Here is a 16,289-nt window from a genome sequence, read left to right as displayed (position 1 = left end):
AAAAAACCGAAGACATTTCTTCGGTTTGGATTTCAATAAAATTAATTGACAAATTCTATTTCAACAAGCCAGCACGTCTCAGCAAGGCTTCAGGTTTCGGCTCTTGGCCTCTAAACTTTTTATATAGCGTCATTGGGTTTTCCGTTCCACCTTGTGATAGCACATAGGTTTTAAATTTATCCGCAACCGTTTTATTAAAAATGCCTTCTTCCTTAAAATATTCAAAGGCATCTGCATCCAAAACTTCGGCCCACTTATAACTGTAATAACCTGAAGAATAACCACCTTGAAATATATGTGCGAACGAGGTGCTCATGCAATTCTCTGGTACTTCAGGGTACAAATTGGTGTTTCCAAAGGCTTGAACTTCGTGCACTTTTACATCTTGGATTTTAGAAGGGTCAATACCATGCCAGCTCATATCCAACAAACCAAAACTCAACTGACGAAGGGTTTGCATGCCCTCATGAAACGTTGATGAGGCTTTTATTTTTTCAATAAGTTCCATTGGGATGACTTCACCTGTTTCATAATGTGTAGCGAATAATTTTAAAGATTCTTCTTCATAACACCAATTTTCTAACACCTGACTTGGTAATTCCACAAAATCCCAATACACACTTGTACCCGATAAACTTGGGTAAGTGGTGTTGGCCAACATGCCATGAAGTGCATGGCCAAATTCGTGAAACAGGGTTGTCACTTCATTAAAAGTTAATAAAGACGGTTTGCTTTTTGTCGGTTTTGTAAAGTTGCAAACTATAGAGACATGAGGTCTTTCATTTTTACCAGCCTTAATCATTTGCGGTTTATAAGAGGTCATCCAAGCACCATTTCGTTTTCCAGCTCTTGGAAAGAAATCGGCATAAAAAATGGAAACCAACTCTCCGTCTGCATCAGTGACTTTATAGATTAAAACGTCCTCATGATATTTGTCTATGGAATCAATTTCTTCAAACTGTAATCCAAATAATTTATTGGCAATCGTAAAGGCACCATTGATGACATTTTCCAATTTAAAATAAGGTTTCAGTTTTTCATCGTCCAGATCGAACAACTTTTGTTTCAACTTTTCAGAATAATAACCGGAATCCCATTTTTGAAGCTGGTCTACACCGTCTAGGTCTTTTGCGAAGTCTTCAAGTTTTTTGAATTCGTCTTTTGCAGCTGGTTTGGCTTTTTCTAATAATTCGTTTAAAAATGACTTTACGTTTGCTGGTGTTTCTGCCATGCGTTCTTCCAGTACAAAATGGGCATGCGTTTTGTAGCCTAAAAGTTGAGCACGCTCAAATCTTAAATTTGCAATTTTCAGCACAATATCCTGATTGTCCAATTTATCATTATGAAACCCTTTACTTCCCGCTGCCTTTGATAGTTCTTCGCGTAATTCACGATTATCGGCATAAGTCATAAATGGAATATAGCTCGGATAATCTAAAGTAATCAACCAGCCGTCTTTATCTTTACTTTCCGCTAATTGTTTTGCGGCTTCTTTGGCACCATCAGGTAAACCGGACACATCGGCTTCGTCGGTTAGGTGCATTTCATATTTATTGGTCTCGGCTAAAACATGCTCACCAAATTTTAATTTTAACTGGCTTAATTCTTTGTCAATAGCACGTAATTTTTCTTTCTTATCGTCGGGTAAATTGGCGCCATTTATAGAAAAGCCTTTGTATTTCTTATCGAGAAGAGTGTCTTGCTCTATGGTTAAATCTAAATTTGATTTTGAATCGTAAACGGCTTTTACACGCTTAAATAATGCTTCATTCAACGTAATATCATTGCTGAATTCTGAAAGTAGAGGGGAAACTTCTTGGGCTATGTTCTGAATTTCATCGTTGGTCTCGGCCGAATTCAAGTTAAAGAAAATACTGGAAATACGGTCTAACTCTTCGCCAGAGTAATCCAAGGCTTCAATAGTGTTTTCAAAAGTTGGTGCTTCGCTGTTTGCGGTAATGTCATCAATTTCAGCTTTTGCTTTATTAATGGCTACTTTAAAAGCAGGCATAAAATCCTCGGTTTTTATTTTTGAAAAAGGAGCAGTATTGTATGGTGTATTGAATGGTTTATTGAGAATTGTCATTTGTTGTTAATTTATGTTAAATAGTTGATAATCTGAATTTTAACTAATTTTATGATAATCAACCGTAGAATATTTTGTATCTTAGTTATAGTACTTGCACATTAAATAATGTAAAAGTAGAGTTGGTTAATAGCTAGAAGCTTCAACGGGAGTTGAGGCTTCTTTATAGGTCTTTTGCAGAATCTATAACCTTTGCTTTTAAGCCTTCCTTATAAACCATTATTTTATCCAGAATACAGGTATCGGAAGTGCCTAAAATCTGGGCAGCTAGAATTCCAGCATTTTTTGCGCCATTAAGGGCAACCGTAGCAACTGGAACGCCTCCAGGCATTTGTAGAATAGACAATACGGAATCCCAACCATCAATAGAATTACTGCTTTTTACAGGTACTCCAATTATGGGTAATGGCGATAATGAAGCCACCATGCCTGGTAAATGTGCAGCGCCTCCAGCACCAGCAATAATAACTTTAATACCTCTTTTGTGAGCGTTTTTACTGAATTCGAATAATTTTTCGGGTGTTCGATGTGCGGAAACGATATCAACTTCAATTTCAATATCAAAGCCTTGTAATATATCTATGGCGTCTTGCATTACTGGCAAATCGCTTTTACTTCCCATTATTATGGCTACTTTACTCATTATCGGTGTTAATTAAATTTATAATCACATTGATTAGCAGTTCTTTTTCCTTCGGATTACTTTCTGCAATCATCAAAGTTAAGGCAACTAAAGTGTCATTGCCAATTTTTTTGATTCCGTTAACAGTATATAGATAATTGTTTTCATTAAGGTACCAAACAAATAACCAAGCAGCAATACGTTTATTGCCATCTGTAAAAGAATGATTTTTAACTACTAAATAGAGAAGATTAGCTGCTTTTTCCTCGATACTTTTCTATTTCCTTCTAATTGAACTGTTGCATTTTTTGCAACAGTTGCTTTTTCAGAAAGTTCATTGTCCTTGTAAAGATTTTTTATGTGTCTTGATATTACAGATTTGTCACGTCCAAATAACGCTCCAATTTGATTGAGATTAAGCCATAAAGAATCATTTACATAGGTCACTTCAACCTCTATTTGATTGTCATTTTTATATATAAGAATTTCATTCAAAATATATTCAATGTTTATTCATTAGTTAACTCAATGAAAATCTTTAATGCCTAAATAATAGTTTTGAACTACCGAGAATTCCTCGGTAGTTATATAACTACATTAGAAAATCTGAACCTGTGCGTTTTTTGAACAAGTTCAAAATTTAATATTCAAAAACTATTCACTAATTACCTCAATACTACCCTTTACTTTTTCAGCAATTTCTCTAGCTACAGCAACATCTTTATTTACAATAGTAACATGTCCCATTTTCCGAAATGGTCGCGTTTGCTTTTTGCCATAGATATGTGGCGTTACACCTTCCATAGCCAATATGTGTTCAATATTTTTATAGACCACATTTCCGGTATGGTTTTCTGCTCCAACCAGATTCACCATTACGCCAGCAACTTTACTTTCGGTATTACCCAATGGTAAACCCAGAATACATCTTAATTGCTGTTCAAACTGTGAAGTGTAACTGGCTTCAATACTGTAATGACCAGAATTATGAGGCCTTGGTGCCACTTCATTGACTAAAATCTCGTCAGTTTCAGTCTGGAACATTTCAACAGCCAACAAACCGACATGTTTGAAAGCGTCTGCCACTCTCAAAGCGATAAATTCTGCTTTTTTAGCAATTTCATTAGGAATTCTAGCCGGACAAATCACATACTCAACTTGGTTGGCCTCAGGATGAAATTCCATCTCCACAACAGGATAGGTTTTTAGATCGCCTTGTTCATTTCGGGCAACGATGACCGCCAATTCATTTTTAAACGGAATCAATTTTTCGGTTATGCATTCCACATTAGGTAAATCGGTTAAATCTTCTTCTTTTCTTACGACTTTCACACCTGTGCCATCATAACCAAACCGTGCGCTTTTCCAAACAAACGGATAGCTTAATCCACCATTTTCAACAGCTTCATCAATTTCCGAGGAATACGCAAATCTTGAAAATTCAGCTGTTGGAATATCATGATCGCGATAAAATAATTTCTGGGTGGCTTTATTCTGAATGATCCGTAACGTTTTAGAAGACGGAAACACCTTTACGCCCTTTTGTTCAAGGGTTTCTAAGGCATCAACATTGACGTTTTCAATTTCAAACGTGAGGACATCAACATCTTTTCCGAAGTTGACAACGGTGTCATAATCCATTAAATCGCCAACGGTAAATTCATCGCAAGCCAGTCGAGATGGAGCATCTTTACTGGGGTCTAAAACACAAGTGTAAATATCGAATTTGCGTGTGTCATAAAGCATCATTTTGCCCAATTGGCCACCACCAAGAATACCGAGTTTAAAATTTGAAGAAAAATAGTTCATCAACTTTAGTTGTTCCCATGAAAATGGGAAACCTTTTTAATTTATTAATACTTTGTCTTAGATTTCCGAAGCTTTCGGAAAATAAAGGAACCTTTTCAGAGCTTTAGATTCATTTTTTCACTACAAAAATAAGGTAAAAATGAGACAACCATTGAAATTCGTAAATCAAAAAATCGTCAATCATCAATCAAATTGATTATCTTCGCCATTCTAAAATAATTCCGTTTTGATCAAGCTTCACGATTTACATTTCAAACCCTTCATTTCAGAGAAAGAAATAGATACTGCTGTACAGAAAATGGCAGATGCTATTGCAGCAGATTTAGGAGACGAAGTTCCTGTTTTTGTTGGTATTTTGAATGGTTCATTTATGTTGGTGAGCGATTTCGTAAAGAAATACCCAAAACCTTGCGAAGTCACGTTTATCAAATTAGCGTCGTATGAAGGTGTAAAGTCAACCGAAGATATACAACGCCTCATTGGTTTGACCCAAGATTTAACGGGAAGAACGGTCGTTATTTTAGAAGACATCATAGATTCGGGAAACACATTAGAAGAAGTACATCGTATTTTTGAAAACGAAAATGTAAAACAATTGCTTATCGCAACCTTGTTTTACAAACCTGAGGCTTACAATAAAGATTTTAAACTTCATTACGTTGGAATGGAAATTCCGAATAAGTTCATCGTTGGCTACGGCTTGGATTACGACGGCTTAGGACGGGATTTGCCAGACGTATATCAATTAAAAACCACACAACACATGACAAACTTAGTGCTATTTGGCCCTCCCGGTGCAGGTAAAGGAACACAAGCTAATTTCTTAAAGGAGAAATACGATTTAATCCATATTTCAACAGGCGATGTGTTTAGATTCAACATTAAAAACGAAACAGCTTTAGGAATGTTGGCGAAATCCTATATGGACAAAGGAGAATTAGTGCCAGACCAAGTTACTATTGACATGTTGAATAAAGAGGTGGAGAAAAATACGGGAGCCAATGGGTTTATCTTTGATGGTTTCCCAAGAACCAATGCACAGGCCAAAGCGTTAGATGAATTAATGGATAGCAAAGATTCCCAAATTAATGCCATGGTAGCTTTGGAAGTTGATGATGAGGTTTTGGTAAAACGTTTGCTTGAAAGAGGACAAACCAGCGGAAGAGCAGATGATGCCGATGAACGTATAATTAGAAACCGAATTAAGGAATACTACAATAAAACAGCGATTCTAAAAGATTATTATGCTGAGCAAGAAAAGTATTTTGGTGTTGATGGTGTTGGTAGTATTGAAGAAATTACGGTACGATTGAGTAAAGTTATTGATAAGCTTTAAAATAGTTTAAGGGTTTAATTGAAACTAAACAGATATGAATCGACGTTCATTTGAAAAATAAATCACTTAACTCATAAACAATTAAACACATAAACTTTTAAACTTAGAATTTTAATTAAAAGAATTCCTGTTTTAATAGGAAGTAAACATGACTGAAGGAAATTTTGTAGACTACGTAAAAATGCACGTGACATCCGGAAATGGAGGTAAAGGCTCTTCGCATTTACATCGTGAAAAATATATTGCTAAAGGCGGACCAGATGGAGGCGATGGTGGTCGTGGTGGCCATGTCATTCTTCGTGGAAATTCTAACCTTTGGACACTGATTCACTTAAAGTTTAAACGTCATGTTAGAGCTGGTCATGGAGAACATGGTAGCTCAGGTAGAAGTACAGGAGCTGATGGTGAAGATATGTATGTTGATGTCCCATTAGGAACTGTAGTTCGAGATTCTGAAACCAATGATATCCTCTTTGAAATTACAGAAGATGGCGAAGAAAAGATTGTGGTCGAAGGTGGCATGGGCGGACGAGGTAACTGGCATTTTAAAAGTTCAGTGAACCAAACGCCACGTTATGCGCAGCCTGGTATTCCACATGAAGAATTGGATATTACTTTAGAGCTTAAAGTATTGGCAGATGTGGGGTTGGTTGGATTTCCTAATGCGGGAAAATCGACGTTATTATCTGTTTTGACGTCTGCAAAACCTAAAATTGCCGATTATGAATTTACCACGTTAAAGCCGAATTTAGGTATTGTTGAATATCGCGATTTCCAATCGTTCGTTATGGCAGATATTCCCGGTATTATTGAAGGGGCAGCCGAAGGCAAAGGTTTAGGCTACTACTTTTTAAGGCATATTGAACGGAATTCAATTCTCTTATTTTTGATTCCGGCAGATGCTAAGGATATTGTTGAACAATACGAAATTTTAGAAGACGAATTAAGACGCTACAATCCTGAAATGTTGGATAAGGAAAGACTCGTCTGTATTTCAAAATCCGATATGTTGGATGAAGAGTTAAAATCTGAAATATCCACAATTTTAGACAAAGATTTAAAAGCGGATTACATGTTTATTTCATCTGTGGCACAACAAGGACTGACAGAATTGAAGGATAAACTATGGAAGTTGTTGAATGATTAATCTTTCATCCTTAATATGAAAGCATACCTAAAAAACCTCGTAGAGCTCAACGATAATAGGCAAAGCAGGCGTTTCGCTTATTTTATTCAGTTTCTCATTGTTTTTTCGGTCATTACCTTTTCCATTGAAACCTTACCAGATTTGAAACCCAAAACAAGGGTGGTTTTAAATGCTATTGAAGCCTTTTGTGTGGTCATTTTCACCTTTGAATATTTAGCCCGAATCTATGTGGCAGATAACAAACCGAAATTCATTTTTAGTTTTTTCGGCATCGTAGATTTTCTGGCAATTCTTCCTTTTTATTTATCATTTGGTATTGATCTACGGTCGTTACGTTTACTTAGAATGTTCCGCTTGTTTAGACTATTCAAGTTAGTTCGTTATAATAAAGCGATGCGCCATTTTGCGAATGCTATGATAATGGCAAAGGAGCAGATTATCTTATTTATGATTATAACTATAATGCTCATTTATTTTACTGCAGTTGGTATTTATTATTTTGAAAACGACGCACAACCAGAACATTTTTCTTCTATATTTTCTAGCCTTTGGTGGTCTATAGTTACTTTAACAACGGTTGGTTATGGCGATGTGTATCCGATTACGGTTGGAGGTCGTGTATTTACTTTCTTTATGTTATTGATAGGTTTGGGTGTCGTAGCTATTCCAACAGGTATTATTTCGTCATCTTTGACGAAGGCTGTAGAGCCTAATGAGGAAGAGGAATAGTTAAAATACACTTTTAGGTTTTAATTTTTTTATACCTTTAAAATAAAAAGATGAAAAATTTAAAATTTCTATTTGTTGCGTTTTTAATGACTTCTTGCGGCACAATAGTCAACTACGATTACGAAAAATCAACGGATTTTAGCAATTACAAAAGCTATAATTATTTTGACGATATGAAAACGGGTTTGAGCCAGTTTGATAGCCTACGTTTAATAAGTGCTATTGACGCTAAACTTTCTAAAATGGGACTTACAAAATCTGACAATCCGGATTTCTACATCGATATTCAAAGTGAAAAGCTAATGAATAGAAATAATCCTAATGTAGGTGTTGGAGTTGGTGGAGGAAGTGGCGGAGGCTTTGGAGGTGTCTCTGTTGGTGTGCCCATAGGAACAAACAAAAGCACCAGGGAAATTGTCATTGATTTTGTAGATAAGCAACAAAATGAGAGATTGTTTTGGCTAGCTGTTAGTGAAAGTACCTATAGGCATAATGCGTCGCCAGAAAAGCGAGAAGCTACACTCGAGAAATTGGTAGAGAAGATTTTTGAAGGTTATCCACCAAATAATACGGACTAATTTTATAATTTTCATAACAGTTTAAAATGCCACTTTCAGTTCATGTTTTGTAAATTTGATAAGAACCAAAAAAAGAAGAACATGGAAGATTTAAAAGGAAAAGTAGCATTAATAACAGGAGGAACAAAAGGTATTGGTTATGGTGTGGCAGAGGCATTGCTTAGTCAAGGTCTAAAAGTGGTTATAACCAGTCGTGATTTAAATGCGGCCAATGAAGCGGCAAAATCACTAGCATCCAAAACCAATACAACTGGCTCAGTGATTGGTGTAAAGGCTGATGTAAGACAGTTGAGTAGTCAGAAAGAAGCTGTAAACCAAGCCATAAGTACTTTTGGGAAATTGGATATTGTCATTGCCAATGCAGGTTTGGGACATTTTGCAAGTATTGAAGATCTGACCGAAGACCAGTGGAATGATGTTATTGATACCAATCTCACAGGAGTTTTTAATTCCATTAAAGCAAGTGTTGACGCACTCAAAATATCAAAAGGCTATTATATTACCATTTCGAGTTTAGCTGGCACCAACTTTTTCGCAGGAGGTTCCGCCTACAATGCGAGTAAATTTGGGGTTACCGGTTTTACTCAAGCCGTGATGTTAGATTTAAGACAATACGGTGTAAAAGTGAGCACTATTATGCCTGGTTCCGTTTCCACCCATTTCAATGGCAACGAACCCAATGAAAAAGGCGCATGGAAGATTCAGATTGAAGATATTGGCGAATTGGTGGTCGACTTATTAAAAATGAATCCAAGAACCTTACCAAGTAAAATTGAAGTGCGACCAACGACGCCTCCGAGTAAGTAAGTAATACCATGTCTAATTTGAAATGCTTGTAATAAACTCCTTTTCCCTGCCTAAGAGCTAGCTGTTTTTAGTGAAAAGTATAAAGTAAGAAGTCTGAAGTAGAAAAGTTCCATTTGACCTTTATTGGTCATTTTGGAACTTTTTGCTATAGCTTAAAATATAAACCAGTGAGGGTTTCAAAAGAAAAAATTTTCATCGAACCTACTTGAAATTTTAATTATTGTAATTTGGAGTTTTATTATTGGAATTTACGAAAGAAGCGAAGCGACTTGAGTACAAACAAACTCCAAAAACCGTTCATCGTCCGCTGTAAAAGGATTAGGCGTATTGGAATCAATATCAATCTGCCCAATGTTTTCCCCATTAACAAAAATAGGAACCACAATTTCTGCCTTTACGGTAATGCTGCAAGCAATATAATTATCTTGGGCGGTCACATCGGGAACTACGAAATTTTGATTGCTAAGGGCTACTTGTCCACAAATACCTTTTCCAAAAGGGATTATAGTATGGTCGGTTGGCTCACCAACGTAAGGGCCTAGTTTCAATTCATTTTTATCGCCGTTTTTAAAATAAAAACCAACCCAATTGTAATACGCTATAGTCCTTTCAAGAGTGTCGCAAATTTTAAGCAATCGTTCGTCAACAGTAAGATTATCATTCGATATGATGGATTTTATTTTGGGTTTTAAGTCTTGAAATGTCATAAGTGTAAATAAGTTTTGGTAAAAGTATTTAAAATGCGCTATTTTGAATTACTGTTTTTATAAATTTAACACCAACTTAGTTTCCAGATGGCTTGAGAGCACTATTAGTAAAATACAAATCCGTAATTCGTTTTATAGTTACATTTCTGGCTGTATATGCTGCGTTGACCATTGCTTACAATTTCTATTTGAATAGTTCTGATGGTTCTGAATATTATCCAGATTACTTAACCAATTTAGTGGCCGAGCAAACCAAGGCGTTATTAAATGGTTTTGGTTATGACACTAAGGTGTTGCCGCATCCCAATGAACCTTCCATGAAAATCGTGATAAACGGAAAATATGTAGCTCGTGTTATTGAAGGCTGCAATGCTATTAGTATTATCATTTTATTTGTCTCATTTATCGTTGCATTTGCTGGCAAATGGAAGTCAACACTTTTTTACTGTTTTGCTGGCAGCATCCTTATTTATGCTTTTAATCTGATTAGAATTGTTATTCTTTCTGTTGGATTATACCATTATCCTTGGCGACAGGAAATTATGCATACCGTGATTTTCCCGATGCTCATTTATGGTGTGGTTTTTTTACTTTGGATGGTCTGGGTCAATCGGTTTTCTAAAACTATAAAGCCTAATGACTAAACTAACCAGATACATATGCGTCGTTTTTTTGTTTCTACTTTTGGTAGCCATTAGAGGTTTTGAGGATGAACTGTTCTACGATCCCTACCTTAAGTTTTTCGAAAATGATTATTTATACATGGATAGTCCGAGACGGGAAATAGCAAAGCTAGTTCTCAATACTACCTTAAGGTTTGTTTTGAATTCAACGATTTCCTTAGGCATATTATATCTTATTTTTAACGACAAGAATATTATTAAATTTTCTACCATTATCTATGTTACTGCTTATATTCTACTGATGATTCCATTTTTATATTTTGTAATCAATCCAAGGCAGGAAGATTATTATATGTTTTTTAATGTGAGACGGTTTTTAATCCAGCCTATTGGATTAATATTGCTTTTGCCAGCGTTTTATTACCATAAACTGAATCGTTAATAGTTTCAAAATTCAATAATCAGTAAAGTTAGAATTTCGTAACTTTGCACCGTGAAAGTTTCAAACGCACATAAAGTCTTTTCCATAGCACTATCTTTTTTGGTATTGTTTTCAACGTTGTCATTAACGATTGAGAAACATTTTTGTGGCGATACATTGATCGATGTAGCTATATTTTCTAAAAGTGAAAAGTGTTCCGATGATATCTCTGAAATAGACAATGTAAGCCTTCTGAAAAAGAGCTGTTGTAAAGATGAAATTGATATTATTGAAGGCTTGTCTGACATGACCGTCAATTCGTTTGAAGACTTGGATGTTATTCAGCAACACCTACTATTTGCTTACAGTTATACCTATATTAATCTTTTTGAGGACTTACCGAACTCGGTTGTTCCGCACAAGGATTATTCACCGCCAATACTCATCAAGGACCTTCAGGTTTTGGATGAAACTTACCTTATTTGATTTTATTTGAAGTTTTATGATTTTAAGCATCACAATTTTTGATGCCAATTATTAATATTTCAAATTTAAATTTAAAATGACACACACCTATAACGTTTCAGGTATGACCTGTAACAATTGTAAAGCTTCGGTTGAAGAATCACTTTCGGCATTACCAAATGTTGATAATGTTTCTGTTGATTTAGAAAGTAAAACAGCCACTATAAAAATGAAAACCCATGTAGAAGTGGACACGCTTCAAAATGCATTATCCGATAAATATAGACTTTCAGTAAAAAAGGAGACCAACGTATTTAATTCGGTTTCTACTGAAACAGAAGAAGAAAAGAGCGAGCTAAAACAACTGTTTCCGTTGTTTCTAATCTTTGGTTACATTATAACAGCTTCCATATTATTGAATTATAGGCCTTGGGATTCCTCTAGCTTTATGCTCGATTTTATGGGCTTGTTCTACATTGTTTTTAGTTTTTTCAAATTATTGGATTTAAAAGGCTTTCCAGAGAGTTTTAGAATGTACGATCCTTTGGCAAAGGCAGTTCCAGCTTATGGTTGGATCTATCCTTTTATTGAGCTAACCTTGGGCTTAATGTTTTTAATGCGCTTTCAAATTGATATTGCGCTAATTGTAACACTTATTGTTTTAGGGATTACAACTGTTGGAGTAACCAAAGCATTGTTTAGTAAAACAACCATTCAATGTGCATGTTTGGGTACAGCCTTAAAATTGCCAATGACCAAAGCGACTTTTATTGAAAATTCCATTATGCTTGTAATGGCTATTGTAATGTTGTCTAAAACCATTACGGCATGAGAAAGTTCATAATCTTAATAGTACTTTGCCCTATATACCTATTCTCGCAAGAGCAATTAGAAGGAATTGTTTTAGAAGCGAGTAGTGCTAAAGAAATGCCTTTGCCTGGGGCAAATGTGTATTGGTCAGGATCTTCAGTTGGAGCCATCACAGCAGATGATGGCACATTTTCGCTGCCCTATAAATTCTCATATAATAAATTGGTAATTAGTTATGTGGGTTTTAAAACGGATACGATTACAGTTAACGAAAACACGTATATAAAACATGTGCTGCAAGCTAGTGATGAATTAGATGCTGTGGTCGTAAATTCAAGAAATCAAGCCACTTCAAAATCGTATTTAAAAGCGACCAACACACTTTTTGTAAGTAGTGACGAATTGTTGAAAGCGGCTTGTTGTAACCTTTCCGAAAGTTTTGAAACTAACCCGTCTATCGATGTTAATTTCGCAGATGCGGTTTCGGGAACACGTCAGATAAAGATGTTGGGTTTAAACTCGCCTTATATATTGATTACGACTGAAAATATTCCGGCAATTCGTGGTGCATCTCAAGCTTATGGACTCAGTTTTATTCCTGGAACTTGGGTAGAAAGTATTCAAATTACTAAAGGCACAGGAAGTGTGGTCAATGGTTTTGAGAGTATTGCTGGCCAAATCAATGCAGAATTGGTAAAACCTTCCACGGACAATCGCTTATTCGTAAATCTATATGGCGCATCTAGTGAACGTTTAGAACTGAACACACATCTAAACACTAAAGTTTCCGATAAATGGAGTACAGGTTTGTACTTGCATGGCAACACGCATCAGCAAAAACATGATGTTAATGACGACGGATTTTTAGATATGCCATTATACAATCAAATCAACGTTATGAACCGTTGGCAATATACCAATCCAGAAAAAGGGGTGGTTAGTTTTATTAATTTAAGATATCTCAACGACGAAAAACAAGCAGGACAAGTGGCGTTTAACCCAGACAATTTCGACCCAAGAAATCCTGGGTCGTTGAGCGGAGTCGAAACGTGGGGAAGCGAAATCAATACAGAACGTTTTGAAGTGACTACGAAACTCGGATATGTCAACCCTGAAATCCCCTACCAAAGTTTAGGATTTCAGACCGCTTTTAGTCATCATAAACAAGATTCTTATTTTGGTTTAAACCTGTATGATATTCAGCATAATAGTTTTTATTCTAATTTGGTGTATAACACAATTATTTCAGATTCTCGACACAAAGTAAAAACAGGATTGAGTTTTACCTACGATCATTATGACGAGTTGGTAAATACAGATACTTACGAACGTACCGAAAATTCGGTCGGAGGATTTTTTGAATATGCTTACGATAATTTGGATAAATTGACCATGACAGCTGGTGTGCGCGTCGATCAGCATAACAGACTTGGATTTTTTGTAACGCCACGTTTGCATGTACGTTATACGCCTTGGGGGAAATCTGCGTGGCGGTTTTCTGTCGGTCGCGGGAAACGAAGTGCCAATATTTTTGCAGAAAATCAAAATATGTTTGCGAGTTCTAGACAAATCAATATTTTGAATTCAGGTGGGAAGATTTATGGTTTAGATCCTGAAATTGCTTGGAATTATGGCATCAGTTATTTGCAAGGCTTCAATTTATTCGAGAGAAAAGCAGACATCACTTTTGATTTTTATAGAACCGATTTTCAAAATCAAGTGGTTGTCGATTGGGAAAATCCTTATGAAATCAATTTTTATAATTTAGAAGGTGATAGTTATGCGTATAGTTTTCAATTTGAATTTAATTATAATGTCTTTGAGCATTTTGATATTAGAACTGCTTATAAATATTACGATATCAAAACGGATTATAATTCTGGCAAATTAGAAAAGCCCTTAATTCCAAAACATCGGTTGTTTGCCAATGCCTCTTATGAGACGCATCAAAAAGAAAACGGTGCGCAATGGAAATTTGATGCGACCTACAATTGGTTGGATTCGCAGCGTTTTCCAAGTACGGATTTAAGTCCTGTAGAATTTCAGTTAGACGACTATTCGCCAACTGTTGGGACATTAAATTTACAAGTCACGAAAGTATTTTCTCCTAAATTTGAAGTATATTTAGGTGGAGAAAACGTGACGAACGTAAGACAAGGCAATCCAATTGTAAGTGCAGAGAACCCGTTTGGTTCAAATTTTGATAGTAATTTTGTCTACGGCCCAATTTTTGGAAGTATGTATTACGCAGGATTACGATATAAACTAAAATAATAATTGGAACGGTATTGCGAGGAAGAATGACGAAGCATTCTTTATAATTGAAAAAATAATTAATAAAATTAACCAAATTGTAACACTGAGCGCTGGTCTTACGAACAGGCAGGCAGGCGAAGTGTCTTAATAAAAAACAAAAAAATATGAAACGTATAATTATAATATTAACCGTATTACTGACTACAGTAACATTTGCACAAAACAAAAATGCAAAAGCAAGTATCGAAGTTGATGGTGTTTGCGGTATGTGCAAAGAGCGCATAGAAAAAGCAGCCATTAGAACCAAAGGCGTAAAATCTGCGGTTTGGAATGTGGATACGCACGAGTTAAAACTCATTTTTGATGAACGTAAAACGGATGTAAAATCTATTTCTGAAAGTATTGCAGCAGTTGGTCATGATACTAAAGAGATCAAAGCCACAGAAGAACAATATAACTCCGTGCATCCTTGTTGCAAGTATCGTGATGAAGACGTTCAGACGATCACAAAAAAGAAAAAGGAGACGGAAAATAAATTTATATGCCTGAATTAAGATTCAGGCTTTTTTTTGTTCCCATTTTTATTCTGAATTTATTACTAAAAGGTCTAATTTTAGGTTACTTAGAAAAGTTAGGTTTTTTTGAAAATAATCAATGTCTATTATGGTTATGGGTAATTTAAAAAATTAGGTAATGGTAGATAAAGAGGACATAGCAAATTTTTCCTTTAACATTAGTCTAAAGCAGAATTAATCACTTTGATAAGTGAATCACAACTTTCCATACCAATTTGGCTAGCATCTTTCTTATCATCAAAAGTGGTAAGCAATGCTCTTACAATATTTTTCAGTTTTATCTCATCCAAAAACGGGGAATTTCCATTTTGGATTTGGTCATAATCGGCATTGTTTACCAAATAATTGCCCAAATAATCTTGTATAATACTCAAGTGTCTGACATAAGCATCCTGCAATTCCTCATAGTTGGAGTAGTGCTGTTGAATGGCAGTTTTAAGTTCAAAATCTTCAATAAGTTTTAAGTCTCCAGAATTGATTAAGGTTTTGTAAGTAATATTTTTTGGACTAAAATTTTTATATTCTAAAACCGTGAACACATCTTGCATAAGTCGCATGTCCTGTTTTTTACCTGAGTTTAACAGTGGAATGATGTTAGCACAAGCGTTTAGTTTGTTATTAATAGCTTCAATATTTTTTCTAAGCTGTATTTTGTCAGCTTCTACATCACTTTTAAGATTAATAAGATATTGCTGTTTTAAATTATTGTCCTTAGCATTTTCAGCACATTTATTCATGCTAAAAGCAATAGATATACCAATAATCACAATAATAATTTCTCTTAAAGTGTACTTCCAAGTTGTTTTTGCCATTGGGTTGGTTGATTAGATTTTTAAATCTAAGAAATTTATGGTAATAAAAATCACCTAAAACCAATTTAGCACTTTAGCACAATTAAAGCACTAAAGATTTTAGTTAAATTTTAGCCAACAAAAGTATCTTGAATCCCTATTGTCATTTACCTTTAATATGTTCTTTTAAATACATATAATTATGGGACAGACTAAAGTCAAAAAGTGCGTCTAAAGCGGCTAAACCAGCAGCGAAAAAGATGCCACAGGCTTCTCCAAAGAAGAAGTAAATTGTGGCAGGTTTATTTAGTGTAAACCTCTTATTTAGGAAAAAGATAAAAAAACCACCTTTGAAAGAGGTGGTTTTGTGTTTTCTAACTTTTTTATAGTTTTAATTAATAAGAAATATGTTTGGTTTGTCATGGAAAACAACCCTAATCCTGATAGTTGTCAGCACTCGAGGGGAGAATTCTATATAGAAAGTATTATAATTTTAAAAAACGAAAACCTCTGATTCTCATCAAAGG

The 16,289-nt window shown here is 35.2% G+C and carries 18 protein-coding genes; 11 read left to right on the top strand and 7 right to left on the bottom strand.

Annotation, left to right across the window (positions count from 1 at the left end; genetic code table 11):
* Positions 1-55 precede the first annotated feature (55 nt).
* The 5 genes from HM987_RS14365 to HM987_RS14345 form a co-directional block, all read right to left on the bottom strand.
* Entirely contained in the window at positions 56-2,086 is a 2,031-nt protein-coding gene (locus HM987_RS14365) for a M3 family metallopeptidase (RefSeq protein ID WP_179008740.1), read from the bottom strand.
* Positions 2,087-2,249: 163 nt separating this feature from the next.
* On the bottom strand, positions 2,250-2,729 hold the full coding sequence (purE, locus tag HM987_RS14360; protein WP_179008739.1) for a 5-(carboxyamino)imidazole ribonucleotide mutase: 480 nt from the start codon (positions 2,727-2,729) through the stop codon (positions 2,250-2,252).
* Positions 2,722-2,979, bottom strand: a complete 258-nt coding sequence (locus HM987_RS14355) for a Fic family protein (protein WP_179010072.1) — start codon at positions 2,977-2,979, stop codon at positions 2,722-2,724. Before HM987_RS14355 ends, purE begins: the two co-directional genes overlap by 8 nt.
* Positions 2,946-3,203: a hypothetical protein gene (locus HM987_RS14350; protein ID WP_179008738.1), complete on the bottom strand. Its 258-nt coding sequence runs from the start codon at positions 3,201-3,203 to the stop codon at positions 2,946-2,948. The genes HM987_RS14355 and HM987_RS14350 overlap by 34 nt, the downstream gene beginning before the upstream one ends.
* Before the next feature lie 159 nt (positions 3,204-3,362).
* Positions 3,363-4,517: a 5-(carboxyamino)imidazole ribonucleotide synthase gene (locus tag HM987_RS14345; protein WP_179008737.1), complete on the bottom strand. Its 1,155-nt coding sequence runs from the start codon at positions 4,515-4,517 to the stop codon at positions 3,363-3,365.
* A 226-nt stretch (positions 4,518-4,743) separates the two neighbouring features.
* Between HM987_RS14345 and HM987_RS14340 the strand changes: the two genes are divergently transcribed.
* The 5 genes from HM987_RS14340 (at position 4,744) to HM987_RS14320 (ending at position 9,114) form a co-directional block, all read left to right on the top strand.
* A complete protein-coding gene (locus HM987_RS14340) occupies positions 4,744-5,853 on the top strand; it encodes an adenylate kinase (RefSeq protein ID WP_179008736.1) in 1,110 nt (369 codons plus the stop codon).
* A gap of 148 nt (positions 5,854-6,001) precedes the next feature.
* Positions 6,002-7,000, top strand: a complete 999-nt coding sequence (gene obgE, locus HM987_RS14335) for a GTPase ObgE (RefSeq protein ID WP_179008735.1) — start codon at positions 6,002-6,004, stop codon at positions 6,998-7,000.
* Positions 7,001-7,015: 15 nt separating this feature from the next.
* Positions 7,016-7,729 carry an ion transporter gene (locus HM987_RS14330; protein WP_179008734.1) on the top strand — a complete coding sequence of 238 codons (714 nt, stop codon included), beginning with the start codon at positions 7,016-7,018 and terminating at the stop codon, positions 7,727-7,729.
* Positions 7,730-7,779: 50 nt separating this feature from the next.
* Positions 7,780-8,307, top strand: a complete 528-nt coding sequence (locus tag HM987_RS14325; protein WP_179008733.1) for a DUF4136 domain-containing protein — start codon at positions 7,780-7,782, stop codon at positions 8,305-8,307.
* Between the two features lie 81 nt (positions 8,308-8,388).
* Positions 8,389-9,114: an SDR family oxidoreductase gene (locus HM987_RS14320; RefSeq protein WP_179008732.1), complete on the top strand. Its 726-nt coding sequence runs from the start codon at positions 8,389-8,391 to the stop codon at positions 9,112-9,114.
* A 248-nt stretch (positions 9,115-9,362) separates the two neighbouring features.
* Here HM987_RS14320 and HM987_RS14315 read toward each other — a convergent pair whose 3' ends face one another.
* Positions 9,363-9,821 carry a GAF domain-containing protein gene (locus HM987_RS14315; protein WP_179008731.1) on the bottom strand — a complete coding sequence of 153 codons (459 nt, stop codon included), beginning with the start codon at positions 9,819-9,821 and terminating at the stop codon, positions 9,363-9,365.
* Between the two features lie 92 nt (positions 9,822-9,913).
* Between HM987_RS14315 and xrtF the strand changes: the two genes are divergently transcribed.
* The 6 genes from xrtF (at position 9,914) to HM987_RS14285 (ending at position 14,950) form a co-directional block, all read left to right on the top strand.
* Positions 9,914-10,465 carry an exosortase family protein XrtF gene (gene xrtF, locus HM987_RS14310; RefSeq protein WP_179008730.1) on the top strand — a complete coding sequence of 184 codons (552 nt, stop codon included), beginning with the start codon at positions 9,914-9,916 and terminating at the stop codon, positions 10,463-10,465.
* The gene (locus HM987_RS14305; protein ID WP_179008729.1) at positions 10,458-10,886 is read left to right on the top strand and encodes an exosortase F system-associated membrane protein; all 429 of its coding nucleotides are present in this window, start codon (positions 10,458-10,460) and stop codon (positions 10,884-10,886) included. Before xrtF ends, HM987_RS14305 begins: the two co-directional genes overlap by 8 nt.
* A gap of 51 nt (positions 10,887-10,937) precedes the next feature.
* Complete coding sequence (locus tag HM987_RS14300) at positions 10,938-11,351, top strand: HYC_CC_PP family protein (RefSeq protein ID WP_179008728.1); 414 nt, start codon at positions 10,938-10,940, stop codon at positions 11,349-11,351.
* Between the two features lie 76 nt (positions 11,352-11,427).
* The gene (locus tag HM987_RS14295; protein ID WP_179008727.1) at positions 11,428-12,162 is read left to right on the top strand and encodes a heavy-metal-associated domain-containing protein; all 735 of its coding nucleotides are present in this window, start codon (positions 11,428-11,430) and stop codon (positions 12,160-12,162) included.
* Positions 12,159-14,414 (top strand): TonB-dependent receptor, encoded by a 2,256-nt coding sequence (locus tag HM987_RS14290; RefSeq protein ID WP_179008726.1) that lies wholly within the window; start codon positions 12,159-12,161, stop codon positions 14,412-14,414. Before HM987_RS14295 ends, HM987_RS14290 begins: the two co-directional genes overlap by 4 nt.
* 146 nt (positions 14,415-14,560) lie before the next feature.
* On the top strand, positions 14,561-14,950 hold the full coding sequence (locus HM987_RS14285; protein ID WP_179008725.1) for a heavy-metal-associated domain-containing protein: 390 nt from the start codon (positions 14,561-14,563) through the stop codon (positions 14,948-14,950).
* A 179-nt stretch (positions 14,951-15,129) separates the two neighbouring features.
* Here the strand turns inward: HM987_RS14285 and HM987_RS14280 are convergent, their stop codons facing one another.
* Positions 15,130-15,783, bottom strand: coding sequence for a DUF6090 family protein (locus HM987_RS14280; protein WP_179008724.1), 654 nt, complete (start codon positions 15,781-15,783; stop codon positions 15,130-15,132).
* Positions 15,784-16,289: the final 506 nt, after the last annotated feature.

Source organism: Winogradskyella forsetii, from assembly GCF_013394595.1.
In the GTDB taxonomy this organism is placed as follows: domain Bacteria; phylum Bacteroidota; class Bacteroidia; order Flavobacteriales; family Flavobacteriaceae; genus Winogradskyella; species Winogradskyella forsetii.
The sequence above is the reverse complement of the archived record's forward strand: the minus strand, read 5'-3'. Positions and strand labels throughout refer to the sequence as shown.

Excerpts from the sequence above, each read along its gene's own strand:
- HM987_RS14365 (WP_179008740.1), bottom strand. The coding sequence starts at position 2,086 with ATGACAATTCTCAATAAACCATTCAATACACCATACAATACTGCTCCT.
- obgE (WP_179008735.1), top strand. The coding sequence starts at position 6,002 with ATGACTGAAGGAAATTTTGTAGACTACGTAAAAATGCACGTGACATCC.
- purE (WP_179008739.1), bottom strand. The coding sequence starts at position 2,729 with ATGAGTAAAGTAGCCATAATAATGGGAAGTAAAAGCGATTTGCCAGTA.
- HM987_RS14320 (WP_179008732.1), top strand. The coding sequence starts at position 8,389 with ATGGAAGATTTAAAAGGAAAAGTAGCATTAATAACAGGAGGAACAAAA.
- HM987_RS14325 (WP_179008733.1), top strand. The coding sequence starts at position 7,780 with ATGAAAAATTTAAAATTTCTATTTGTTGCGTTTTTAATGACTTCTTGC.
- HM987_RS14290 (WP_179008726.1), top strand. The coding sequence starts at position 12,159 with ATGAGAAAGTTCATAATCTTAATAGTACTTTGCCCTATATACCTATTC.
- HM987_RS14305 (WP_179008729.1), top strand. The coding sequence starts at position 10,458 with ATGACTAAACTAACCAGATACATATGCGTCGTTTTTTTGTTTCTACTT.
- HM987_RS14280 (WP_179008724.1), bottom strand. The coding sequence starts at position 15,783 with ATGGCAAAAACAACTTGGAAGTACACTTTAAGAGAAATTATTATTGTG.
- HM987_RS14285 (WP_179008725.1), top strand. The coding sequence starts at position 14,561 with ATGAAACGTATAATTATAATATTAACCGTATTACTGACTACAGTAACA.
- HM987_RS14295 (WP_179008727.1), top strand. The coding sequence starts at position 11,428 with ATGACACACACCTATAACGTTTCAGGTATGACCTGTAACAATTGTAAA.
- HM987_RS14330 (WP_179008734.1), top strand. The coding sequence starts at position 7,016 with ATGAAAGCATACCTAAAAAACCTCGTAGAGCTCAACGATAATAGGCAA.
- HM987_RS14315 (WP_179008731.1), bottom strand. The coding sequence starts at position 9,821 with ATGACATTTCAAGACTTAAAACCCAAAATAAAATCCATCATATCGAAT.
- HM987_RS14345 (WP_179008737.1), bottom strand. The coding sequence starts at position 4,517 with ATGAACTATTTTTCTTCAAATTTTAAACTCGGTATTCTTGGTGGTGGC.